Origin of the sequence: Microcoleus sp. Pol12B3 (genome assembly GCF_036701355.1) — a bacterium.
Lineage (GTDB): Bacteria > Cyanobacteriota > Cyanobacteriia > Cyanobacteriales > Microcoleaceae > Microcoleus.
In genome coordinates this window covers 1-12099 of record NZ_JAUBQS010000022.1, presented here as the reverse complement: position 1 = coordinate 12099, position 12099 = coordinate 1, and the positions used below count along the sequence as shown (strand labels likewise).

The 12099-nt window shown below is 48.9% G+C and carries 10 protein-coding genes; 2 read left to right on the top strand and 8 right to left on the bottom strand.

Going from position 1 to position 12099, the window contains the following annotated elements; translation table 11 throughout:
- Positions 1–72: 72 nt before the first annotated feature.
- The 3 genes from QUA53_RS13265 to QUA53_RS13255 form a co-directional block, all read right to left on the bottom strand.
- Positions 73–606: a chemotaxis protein CheW gene (locus QUA53_RS13265; RefSeq protein ID WP_190661936.1), complete on the bottom strand. Its 534-nt coding sequence runs from the start codon at positions 604–606 to the stop codon at positions 73–75.
- 256 nt (positions 607–862) lie between these two features.
- Entirely contained in the window at positions 863–1966 is a 1104-nt protein-coding gene (locus tag QUA53_RS13260; RefSeq protein WP_333097410.1) for a transposase, read from the bottom strand.
- A 330-nt stretch (positions 1967–2296) separates the two neighbouring features.
- The gene (locus QUA53_RS13255; RefSeq protein ID WP_333066407.1) at positions 2297–3535 is read right to left on the bottom strand and encodes a response regulator; all 1239 of its coding nucleotides are present in this window, start codon (positions 3533–3535) and stop codon (positions 2297–2299) included.
- A gap of 359 nt (positions 3536–3894) precedes the next feature.
- Between QUA53_RS13255 and QUA53_RS13250 the strand changes: the two genes are divergently transcribed.
- Together QUA53_RS13250 and hmpF are read left to right on the top strand one after the other, a co-directional pair.
- Positions 3895–4167 (top strand): hypothetical protein, encoded by a 273-nt coding sequence (locus QUA53_RS13250; protein ID WP_333097412.1) that lies wholly within the window; start codon positions 3895–3897, stop codon positions 4165–4167.
- A 1013-nt stretch (positions 4168–5180) separates the two neighbouring features.
- On the top strand, positions 5181–6926 hold the full coding sequence (gene hmpF, locus QUA53_RS13245; RefSeq protein WP_333097413.1) for a pilus motility taxis protein HmpF: 1746 nt from the start codon (positions 5181–5183) through the stop codon (positions 6924–6926).
- On the opposite strand, the gene tilS is transcribed toward hmpF, so the two are convergent.
- From tilS to QUA53_RS13220, 5 genes are all read right to left on the bottom strand, one after another.
- Complete coding sequence (gene tilS, locus QUA53_RS13240; protein WP_333097415.1) at positions 6923–8068, bottom strand: tRNA lysidine(34) synthetase TilS; 1146 nt, start codon at positions 8066–8068, stop codon at positions 6923–6925. The genes hmpF and tilS overlap by 4 nt on opposite strands.
- A gap of 127 nt (positions 8069–8195) precedes the next feature.
- Positions 8196–8621, bottom strand: coding sequence for a KGK domain-containing protein (locus tag QUA53_RS13235; RefSeq protein ID WP_333097416.1), 426 nt, complete (start codon positions 8619–8621; stop codon positions 8196–8198).
- Between the two features lie 271 nt (positions 8622–8892).
- Complete coding sequence (ccsB, locus tag QUA53_RS13230) at positions 8893–9963, bottom strand: c-type cytochrome biogenesis protein CcsB (RefSeq protein ID WP_333097417.1); 1071 nt, start codon at positions 9961–9963, stop codon at positions 8893–8895.
- A 144-nt stretch (positions 9964–10107) separates the two neighbouring features.
- Entirely contained in the window at positions 10108–11544 is a 1437-nt protein-coding gene (locus QUA53_RS13225) for a CHAT domain-containing protein (protein ID WP_333248905.1), read from the bottom strand.
- Positions 11456–12099 (bottom strand): hypothetical protein (locus QUA53_RS13220; protein ID WP_333248899.1); only part of this gene is annotated, 644 nt, incomplete at its 5' end. The genes QUA53_RS13220 and QUA53_RS13225, both read right to left, overlap by 89 nt.

Here is a 12099-nt window from a genome sequence, read left to right as displayed (position 1 = left end):
CGCCTCAAGTCGTGTGACTGTTGATGGTTAGACCCCAATCGAAAATCGCAAATCGCAAATCTAAAATCGATTTCACGCTGCCCACCGCGCCGAGCGCAGAATTTTCACTTGATCTAGCAGTCGGAGCACTTTCTGAGCTTGTGCACCTAACATCCATTCTCCCCTCAGAAATGGAATCATGCCGTCTGGTGCATTGTTCTGAGAGTGCAGTTGCTCTACGTCGAGCCAGTCCATGCCCACAATTCGATCGACTGCCAGCCCCAAAATCGTGTCTTGGTCTTCCACAGCCACGATCGGGATTTCGGGTCTATCTGTGTTCAGAGGTGTTTGATCTCCCAGAAATTGGCCGAGGTCTGCCACCCAAATTACTCGTCCTCTCATATTTAGCGTACCTAAAAGCAAAGAGGAAACGTTGGGGATCGGTGTCATGCGGTCTGGGGACGGGGATAGTACCTCTCTAATCCCTGTCGCTGGCAGTGCGAACTCGTTCCCCGAAGGAACGTAGAACCGCAGGTGCAGTTCGCCTTCGGGAGTTTCTAGTTCTTGGAATTCCGGAGCCGGATCTACGCCTAGTCCTGGTAATATAAAGTCTGGGCTACCGCTAATCATAATTCTGACACCTGCATTTCTAGCAAATTGTTGAGGTTTCCCGCCAAGAATAACCCGATCGAAATTTCGATGGTCGAAACTTGACACAGCCAAGCTTGACACAGCCAAGGGGTGAATGGCGCGACGGCCGGAGGTCCTTGGCAATAAATTTGCCGCTTTGTAAAACTTACCTAAACTTATCTAAAGCCATCTTTAGAGCATCCGAGTTTACTTCCTACGCTGTTGGGTAGTCGGCTACCCCAAGATCAGTAGGCTATCCCCCGACCGCCGAGGGTTCCAAGTTCAAAATATTAACGCTGGCATTGAGATCGCGATCGATAGATCTACCACAAGCAGGACAATCATAAGTCCGAGAACCCAGTGGCATATCTTTTTTGCTGCCACAACTCGAGCAAGCTTGAGAACTAGGAAACCATTGGTCTACCAGCACTAAATTCGCTCCATACATAAGGCATTTGTAATCGAGTTGACGCTTGAACTCGTAAAAGCCCAGGTCGGATATCGCCCCCGCCAGCCTGTGATTTGCCATCATGCCTTTTATATTCAAGTCTTCTATTTTGATGAGCTTGAAAGTCAGGGCTAAGTAAGTTGTTAACTTGTGCAGGAAATCTTTACGAATACAAGCTATTTGCGCGTGAAGTCGCCTGATTTTGTTGTAAGTTTTACGCTGGTTATTGGAACCTTTTACCTGTCTGGAAGCTTGACGTTGTAAAGTTGTTGCAAGTTTGCTTTTCGCTTGCTTCAACGGCTTTGGTGCGTCAAAAACTTGCTGGTTTGACAGCATGGCAAAAGATTTAATACCTACATCGATTCCTACAGAGCTTTTGGGCTGTTGAACTGGTAGACGTTCTGCATCAACACAGAATGAAATAGACCAGCGACTTCCTTCTTTTGAGATAGTAAAAGTTTGAGACACGGAACCGCATTCTAGTGGCTCGTGAAGACGAAACGTTCCCAAGGTAGGAATCTTAATTGTGTTGCCAGCACTTAGTAGAACTTTCCCATTGGATGAATCCACCCTCAAAGATTGACCGTTTCGGCGACTGGCAAACTTCGGATGACCTGCTTTCTCAGAACGATATCGACTAAACGCATCTTTCAAGTCAATTAATGCGTTTTGGTAGACGCGGCTAGACAACTGGTTCATCCAAGCAAATTCAGGCTGTTTCTTGACGTGGTTGGTGAGAACTTTTTTAACTTCGTCGATCGCCATCGAGTCCGAAAGCTTGCCCTCACTATACATTTGAGTCCGCAAGCTTAACCCGAAATTGAAGACGACCCGCCTAAATCCTACGTGTTTTGCCATCAAGGTCGCTTCGTTGTTATTCAATTTTAGCGCTCGTTTGACGGCAAACATAGTTAAGCTTACCTAGAGTTGCGGGTTTGCTCAATTATAGACAAGTTTAGAAAACTATTTGGCCATTTAGTCTAACTCTGTGCATCAGTTTTTCGGAGCGGCTGCAAGTGGAGAACAAGTATATTATATTTGCACTTTGAGCGTGTTAGACCCACTTTGGCCTAGAAATTGAACAGAGTTTTACCGACGCCCTTATGCCAGCGCGCGGATTAATACATTCTAGTTTATGGTGCGATCGCCAATAGTACCCCCAGCTTTCTCTTTGTGGCGGCCGAGACTCTATCTAACCGCAGGTACAAAAAAGCTCCCATCTGGGCATGGGTGCGAAATTTATTTTTCTTCTAATTGGTCTTCTAGCGAGCGGTCTAATAATTTTTCCGAGAGATTGAGCCGAGGGTAGCCCGGACCCACATATTTTTCTACCAGCATCAATAATTCGCTTTCACCAAAAGGTTTGGTGTAAAAGTCTGTAGCTCCGGCCATGCGGGCTTTAACGCGATCGATAAATCCGTCGATACCCGTCAGCATCACGATCGGCGTCTGCCGGAAAGCGCTAGAACTACGCAGCATAGCGCAAATTTCGTACCCGTCGAGTTCCGGCATGGCGATGTCACACAGAATTAAATCTGGTTTGAGTTGAAACACCAAACTCAATGCTTGGAGGGGATTGCCGATCGTAGTAGCTTCGTAACCGTGTTCATTTAAAATTGACTCAACTGTTTTGCGAATAGTATTGTCGTCGTCAATACAGACAACTCTCGGAACTTTGGTTTCTGGGGACGACCATTCTTTTTTATTGTTGGCCGGGGCAACAGAGGGTTCGTAAAATACTTGCACTAATCCCTGCTGCACAAAGGGGTAAATCGCCTTAGCGACAGTGAGTACGTCTCGGTTGAGGTAGCGCGCCATTTGGCGGATCGAAGTGTGCCCGTCGGCCCAGCGTCTGAGAGTATTAAAGGTATTGACAGGAAGCGCGACTCGCAGCTCGGAGGGGTCTGAAATCACCGGGCATTGGTTGGGCGACTGAATGTGAGGGTGAAACTGCTTCCACTGCTGCACCTGTTTGACAATCTTGGCCAGCAGCGAGCTAATTTCTAAGCTGGTCAGTTGAGGAGCCAAAGCTGGACCCATTTCAAAAGTGAAGGAACCCTGGTGGAGACTCAGCAAGTCAAATAGGGTTTCGTGGATCATGCTCTGGATGATGTTGCGGCCTTGAGCTGGGGTGAGGATGTGGTTTTCTAGCAGGGCCCATAGGTAGCCGTATTCTGGGGCATTGGTAGATGCCATATAGGGAACTTGGATTTTGTCGAGGGCGGTATCTGCTTTGTAGCGGCGCAGGTAGTCGCGCAAGCGAAACAAACTGCCCGCACTCTGGGTAGCGTAAATAATCTGACCGTTGAAGCAGAAGACATACCAGGATTGTCCTGCAAGAGAGCGCGAGGTAGGTTGAGTACCCGTGCTGCTGCCGGTGGAGGTGTAGGCCTCTACGAACAGTTCTCCGGTTCGCTGACCTAACTCAATCAATTGCAGGATGCTGCGGATGTCTATTTCACTCAAATTTCCCTGCATGCAGCTAAAGTGTCCTCCTTAAAACCGTTGGCGTCTGAGCTCGGAAAGACTGTGTGCTGGCGAAAAGATTGACTTTAGTTTCCGTCAATAATTTACGCGCTGATGCCAATCTCACAATTGGGAATTGACGAAAGGGCGATACTTGCTGCTGCTCCTCGGTCGAGCTACCAGTCCACAAGCTGAAACCGCGAAACTCGCGGCATTCTCTAAGTGTAGAGTTTCACCTTAGTATTCCCACTATTGCCTAAACTCGTAGAATCCATATCGCACGATGGCACGGGTTCTTCGAGTGTGCAACGCTGGCATTCCCGACTGGTTCAAGTCTTCGATAGCCAAAGTTTTGAAGTTTTTGGCTGAGTATGCCGTCAGTTTATCCAACACATCTTGGCGTAGGGCAACTTCAAAATACCGAGGATTCTCTGGTTTTACCGCTGCTCCAGCAGCAAGTGCCAATCAAGCCCCAATGGGAACTTGAGGCTAGTCTGTTGGGTTGGATGAGTTGCGATCGAGGTTTTTTTGGGTTTGCCACAGCCCTAAAATTAGGTGCTGTCAAAATGAACCTTTGTTGGCAATTGTCAGGAAAACCCTCAGTGCCGATCGACCTTTTTGCTCGCCCGCGGCGAGCGTCGTAGGCTCGCGTCATTACCTTATTCTAAGGCAGCGCGGTTCAAATCCCTAGTCCGCCGGAGCAAGGCCCCAGCTTGGGGGCTGCAACGGCTTCGAACGCGATCGACCCATAACGAAAGAGTTGTAAAATCAATACAAAGTTTTGGATCGAAACGCCAGAGGCAAGCCCTAGGCTAACGACATGGGGAGTTAGACCTGGGGATCGGTCGGTAGGGACTTTTAAGTCTCGTGACTTTTAAGTCTCGTGAAACGATTGTGTTGCTAAAACCAGAGTGGTATAATTGGCAGAGAGCGATTCGCCAGAGTAAGAATAACTTTCAACCCATTGAAATATCCTAGACGGCGAGCAACCCCGGCAACGCACTAATCCGATTAATTCGGATTAGTTAAAGGGCAAATAATTGCAGCATAGGTCACGTTCAACCTTAAAAATATGAAGGACTCAGCAAGTCTGCGCTCCGGGAGAAGTAAAGTTCTTTGAGTGAGTAGAGCGATATTTGAACGTACCATTGTCGTCTAGAAGGTGGGCAAGAATCCTCCGGCTTTAGACGTGGGGAGGTTCAAGGACTGACCTTTTTCAGGTTTGGGCTATGGCAGTCTCCGCAGTGAGAGCTACTCTTTAATCAAGCGGCATTGGTACTGCTCTCTCATTCCTCCAGACAACTGGCGGCGGCGGTACTTTCTAGAAGTTCTCCCGTGAGAACGTGCTATGCGTGAGTGCTGCTAAAGTTAGAAAAAAATGCTATCCCCCGATTGGGCAAACGATACCAAAAAGTAAGACTTAATTGGCAAAAAGTTATCCTTACTTGCCTATACTTGTTTACTTTAGGTAAGTTGACTAAAGATCGCACGCAGTGCTATGTTTAGTCAAGAACCTTTGGCTTAAGGGGGATAGCCTACTTATCTTGGGATTAGCCGTCTACCCAACAGCGTAGGAAGTAAACACCACTTATCTTTTAGGCCTTTAAGTAACTTAAAGTAAGTTGGGATAGGTTTTACGAAGCAGAGGACTATTAGTGTGCTGTATCTAGCGGAAGTACAAAAACAGAGAAGCGGCTTTGGTCTCGGTGGCGGTAAGGCTGAACTGAAACTGCTAGCTTGTCAGCGGGGCGAACATAACTGGAGCGCCGTACCAGGCGATGACGCGATCCCAGTTGAGGAAGCTAATAAGTTTAACGACGGCACGCTGGTGCTGGTTGAGTTGAGCGCTAGCAAGCAAGTGCAGCGGATTCAGGAGGCGGCCCGCCAGTTGGTGAGCATTCTGCAAAATTTCTCGCGATTGCAGGACAAGTTTAAAGATAAGGAAGAGGAAATTGAACAGTGGAAGGCTTCTCTGACGTTTTCGAGTCAGGAACTCAATCGCCGGGAAATGGAAATGCAAGCCCGCGAAGAGCAGTTGGCTCAAATGGAAGAGGAGTTGGAGCGACTGGAGGCTCAGCGCTCAGAAATTGAAAATACTCGAGATGAAGCTAACCGACTGCGAGAAGAAGTCGATCGCAGTCGTGTGGAAATTGAGACCGCTTGGGAACAGTTGCGGGGCGAGCAGCAACGGGTGGCCCAGCAGCAATCTGAGGTTCCGCAGGGGGCAGTAGTTGATGAGCAGCAGACTCAGAGGATTCAGGAGTTGATGCAGAAGCTGGGAGGGGCAATTGCTTCTGCCCAAGGTGTGCGGGAACAACTGAATCAGTCTTTTAGTGCCGTGGGCGCTCAACAGGCAATTCTGGATCAGCACTGGCAGCAGTTGGAGCAAAAACAAAGCATAGCTCAACAGCAACAAGAAGAGGTCGATCGACAAAATCAGAGCCTCCAAAACCGCTGGCAAGAGTGGTACCAATCTCAAGATGCTTTGGCCGGGGCTCGGGCGGAGCTTAAAGGGCAGCAAAGTACCCTCAGCGCGAAGCAGGACCAGGCTCAGTCAATGTCTTTGCAGGTGCGGGCTGTTGAGGATCTTTACCAGCAAGTTTCCAGGCTCGCATCTGCTTCGGGTGCTGGCGGTACGGAGCAAAAAGTAGATGTGTCAGCTTTGGAGAAGATGCCTGTTGATGAGTTACAGGGGCTGGTGCAACACCTGCAACACGATTTGGAAAAGGTGTTCCGGTTTGTTAACGATCAAGAGGAGGAGTTGAGTCTGCAGCGGGAGACAATCGAGGAGCTGCAAGGGAAAATTCAAGCTGCTAGCGAGTACGATCGCATGGCTTTGGAAAATGAAATGGCAGATGAACTCGAAAGTTATCAGATGTTAAACGAAACTCTGGTGGGACAGCGCCTCCGGTTGCAGGAACGGGAAGATGTTTTAAAGCAGCATCAGGCGGTGCTGTGGCGGCGGTTGGGTACTGGTAATGCTCCCAAACAAGAGCGAGGAGATATTGATTTGGGACCGATTGTCGCACAGCTCAATACTCAGCGGCAGCAGCAAAGCCAAGAATTGCAAAGACTGGAAAACGAAATTCAGCAGGTGCGGGAAGCAGTATCCCAAATTGAGGCAAATGTCAACCGCCAAAATGGGGAAAGTGAGGCGAAACGCTACGAACTCAAGCAGTTAGAGCAGAATTTGTTCAACCAGAAAGGTGCAGTGGCGCAACTCTGGGGCAGGGTGAATGTTTATCAAGAAATGTTGCAGCCGGTGCAGGACAACTTGACTGCGCTACGCCAAAAGCTCGAAGCGGCGGCGGGGGAACTCGATCGCGTGCAGGAGACAGGAGAGGAGCAAGATCGGGTAGTTTCTGAGTTGCGACAAGTCCTTTCGGGTTTGATAACAGCTTAAAATTTAATATCTAAAATTATCGAAGGGTGTTCGACTCGACCGATCGCTCCTCCAGGAAATGGATCGGTTTGCGATCGGTTGGGCGCTACGATTAAGCTGGTTAGTTTTTCTACGCTTTCAAAACTGGGCGCCGAGGACAATATTTGTTGCAGTAGTCGCCGCATTGCCCGTCGCTGCAATGCCAGGGGTGCTTCTCGCAAAATCGGGCGGTTTAACTTGACGGGAAGTTGAAAATTCACCTGCGCGCTGTCTCCAATTGGAGACATTGCTCGCTGTAGCAAGTCGCTGGCTGCAAGTTCGAGATATTCTACGTCAGCGCGGAGGAGTTCGGCTGTTTGAGCTAGCGCTTGTTGGGCTTTTGGATTGAAATGAGTTTCCAAATAAGGCAATAATTCCGATCGAATGCGGTTGCGCGTGTATTGCAAGTCTTGATTTGTGGAATCTTCCCAAATTGGTAGTTTTTGCTCTTGACAAAATTGACCTGTTTGCGAGCGAGTTATTTCGAGCAAGGGACGAACTAAATAGATTTTATATTTTCGATTTTGGATTTTCGATTGGGAATTTTCATCCTGATTTTCCAATTTAAAATCGGCAGATATTTGGGAGTTGGGATTTTCGCCGGAATTCCCCAATCTAAAATCGGCAATCGGCAATCGAAAATCGAGCAGGGGTCGTGTCCAGGTGAGGGCAGAAAGTCCATCGGCGCCACTGCCGCGAATCAGGTTGTAGAGGAGTGTTTCGGCGCGATCGCTGGCTGTGTGGCCTGTAACAATGTAGGGGTAGTTGTGGGCGATCGCAATTTCGGTTAAAGCTTGATATCGCCACTGTCTGGCCGCTGCTTCTGTTTTGGGGATGTCCGAGGCTGTTTCCAAATAGTAGGATATTCCCCAGTTTTTAGCTAATTGTTCTACATGATTGGCCGACGCTTGCGAGTCAGAACGCCAACGATGATCGCAGTGAACAATTGCTAGGTTCCACCCCCATTTTTGCTGCAAATCTAGCAGTAATTTAATTAAACACAGAGAATCTTGTCCGCCGGATACTGCTACTAGCAAGCGCTGATTCGATGGCAATATTTGTCGGTACAGCAGCGTCCTGTGAACTTGAGCGTGCAGGTGCGTCCAATTGGAAGATTCAGCCATGAGACCAGTTTTTCATTAAGCAAAAAGCAGGAAGTTAGAAAACGAGCAGTGTACGGGATTTAACCGATGGATTTTGAGCAAAGAAGGGGAAGCATCCCCCTCTCCCAATCTCTCAGCCTTTGCCTTTCTAGCTCCACATTCCTATACTTTGGGGGTCGCGGTCTGGATACCTAGAAATAGGAAAATTATTACTTATTTCTGTTGAGTCACATTGCTTTAATGGCTCATCTATATCGGTTTCATTTGAGCTATCTACGGCGTAGTTTTGTACGGTGTCCGATCTGTCGGCCGCGGCAGGAAGGGCTTTTTGTTCTTTGATTTCAGATTCAAGCGGAATGAACTCCAGACGCATTCTAAGTTTTCCTTTTGTCCAGTCTTTGCCAGCACTTAATAGCTCGCAATCCAGACCGTCTGAAAATAATTTTTCGTCTACCAATTTCGCCTGCATAATTGCCATAAATTCGCTGACTTTGAATGTACATTGATACATCAAAGCACTGGTAGGGGCAGATACAACATCGTCTTCTTGGGGAAATATTGGCGATTCGTCCATATTAATTGTCCTTATTTTAATGAATGAAGGAAGTTCGGCAACAGATTTTGTAACGGATGCAACGGATGTCAGGAAGACCCAAGTTAGAAGAAGGAAGAAGGGTCTTCGGCGAACATTATCGGATAAAAAAGGGAAGAAGGAAGATGGAGTTAATTATTAGAATCTCGCTGGTTGAGTAAGGTGGGAATTGCCCACCCTACAACCGGAGATGATATTAATCCCGATTCTTTGACTTATCCTGTTCTTCTGTGGCCTCTTGGTGGATCGGGAATTAGAAAAACCAACCGTAGGAATGCAAACCTTTGCCTAACAAATTAACGCCTAGATAGCAAATCCAAACTACCACAAAACCTGTGGCTGCTAAAATTGCTGGGCGTCTTCCCTGCCAGCCGCGAGTAATGCGGGCATGCAGGTAGGCAGCAAATACCAACCAAGTAATTAGCGCCCAAGTTTCTTTCGGGTCCCAACTCCAGTACGATCCCCAAGCTTCGTTAGCCCAAACCGCACCGGCAATAATGCCAACTGTCAGTAAGGGGAATCCTAAACCGATGATGCGATAGCTAATGTTATCAAGAGTTTCTGCTAGATTCAATCGCTGGGGCGAGAGAAGTTCTGCGGTTTGAGTTGGGGCGGTTGATGCGGTTTGAACGGTGGCTAATTCAAGGACTGCGGTCGTGGCCGAACCGTTATTGTTGGAGTTGAAAGAGGGTTCGCTGAAAACTAATGCGCTGTCGGCGCTGGTTTCTGCATTTTGAGGTTCGGGGTTTTGAGGGCGTTGGAGGCGGTAGTTGCTGTTGCGGTTGCTGTTGGTGCCGAAGGAACTACCGGTGAGTTCGATTTTTTGGCCGCGGGTGACGATTAAAAAGGCGATCGCCAGTAGCGCTCCTACCATTAAAGTTGAGTAACTGAGCATCATGACGCTAACGTGCATCATCAGCCAGTTGGATTTGAGGGCCGGTACTAGGGGCTCTGCCGATTGCATGGCGGCGGGCAGAGTCAGGGCTGCAAAGGCGGATATTGCCATTGCTACGGGGGATGTGGCTACTCCTACTAAGCGGGAACGACTCATGTTTTCCGCGACTAGGTGGATGGCGGTGATTCCCCAAACTAGGAAAAATAGGGATTCGTAGAGATTGCTTAAGGGGAAGTAGCCGGCTTCTATCCATCGAGAACCGAGTAAAGCGGCGATGGATAAGTTGGCGACGGCCATTCCTGCGGTTCCTAGGGCCCCCAGGTAGGGAATGCCGGGGAATGCTGCGCCAACCCAGTAAATGAGCATTGTGGAGAACAAAACGGCAAAGGAGATGTTGTCCAGCCAGTTCTGGAGTACGACCAGATCCATAAAAATTACTCCGGTAGTGTTTTTACTTATTTTTGCTAACTAGATCGATCGTACTGGGGTTGGGCAGTTTTGGGTTTGGGATTTTGAATTTTTGTGGCAATTATGAGTGGTTAGCGGTTGTTGAGGTGCGAGTGGGCGATCGACTCACCAAGGATTGCCAATCATTCTAAAAGCAGACCAATAATAAGGATGAGAGAAATTTTGACTCGTCGTGTTTGCCAATTCCGGGGGTAACGGCAGATTGCCAACAGAAGTGTGCAGCATCCCCCCTTCAATTCGCACCTCTTGACGCAACATCGCTAATTGCGCTTGCCGCAGTGCTTCTGCTTTAATCGGAGCAGTTTTTAACTGGCCGTAAAACTCCGTCATCAACCCCAAACTGCCCTCGTCGCTGACATACCAAAGAGTCGCCATAGCCGATTTAACCCCGGCTTGCACGGCTAACCCGCCAAAACCCAACTCGGCCTCTCGATCGCCCACCGCAGTCTTGCAAGCACTCAAAACTAACATTTCAACTTGCGGGCTGTGCCAATTCATTTGCCGCAACTGATCCAAACGCAGTTTAGTATCCCACAACTGAATAAAGGATTCGCTCGGATCTCCAGATCGAAATTCGGCGTGAGTAGCCAAGTGAATCATCCCAAAAGGCTGCTGCTGGCGCTGCGATTTCAAATTGGCCAGGGTGAAAGCTTCATTCAAGAAAGACTTACCCGGCCACTGCTGCGGCGTGATTGTCGATACTTCTATTTCCACAGCAGGTAAAGGACTCATATCTGGAAATTGCGACGCCCCCATTGCCAGAACTTGGGTATTTTTGAAATTGGCGGGGCTGGTATCTGTCAAACTCAGACTCGGCATCGATCCAACACTGTAACGCTCTACCAGAAAGCCTTTGCCGTCGTGCAGGGCACCCATCGGTATCGATCGCAACCCCATATCTGAGATAAAAGATAAATTCTCAATGCCTTTGGCTTGCAGTTCTGCTTCCAGCGGCGCTACCATCCACTGGTAGAGTTGCTTAGCCAAGGGCAAATAACTTTTAGTGTTGCGCTTTACCGGATTAGTCAGTTCATCGCGAAATTTCCGAACAGCTTCCATTACCTCGGCGCGAGAGGTTCCAGGGACGCGCTGGCGAACGGGCACACCTTCCGGCGCGATCACAATCATTTCCAGTTCGTCAGAGGCTTGAATTTGCTGTTCTACGCGCAAGATGGAGGAACTGCTGTAAGGCCGATCGACTGTAGAACCCCTGGGTACAAAGCTGATATAAATGAGAGCTGGTTTGATGCCTGTGGCTTGTTGGACACTGCGAAGGGTATTTTGGGCATCTTCTAGGGTGGCGATCGCATTTGTTGATGGCAAATTTAGGTAATCGGCAAACTCCCTGGTAAATCTCTCCTCCACGGGAAAAATAACGGCATCGACGTTAGTTGGCAAATTGGAAGCGTCAAGATTCCCAGACGCGGGAGGTGAAATGCGCTGTTGCAAGGAATTAGATATCTGGTTTTGCTCTTGCAGGCTGGGCGAAAATAAACGATTTGTGCTGGGTGGCTGGTTTGCTGCGAGCTCCGGTGTCGGTATCGGTGCGAGATTTATCGGCGCAGCAACAGGCGCAACCACTGGATTTTGAGTAATGGTCGGTGCTGGTGGCACATTTGAGACTGGCGCTGGATTTTGAGTAACAGTTGGTGCGGGTGGCACATTTGAGACTGGCGCTGGATTTTGAGTAATGGTCGGTGCGGGTGGCAAATTTGAGACTGGTGCTGGATTTTGAGTAACAGTTGGTGCGGGTGGCAAATTTGAGACTGGTGCTGGATTTTGAGTAATGGTCGGTGCTGGTGGCAAATTTGAGACTGGTGCTGGCGCGGGCGCTGGTGCTGGTGGCAAATTTGAGACTGGTGCTGGATTTTGAGTAATGGTCGGTGCTGGTGGCAAATTTGAGACTGGTGCTGGCGCGGGCGCTGGTGCTGGTGGCAAATTTGAGACTGGTGCTGGATTTTGAGTAATGGTCGGTGCTGGTGGCAAATTTGAGACTGGTGCTGGCGCGGGCGCTGGTGCTGGTGGCAAATTTGAGACTGGTGCTGGATTTTGAGTAATGGTCGGTGCTGGTGGCAAATTTGAGACTGGTGCTGGCGC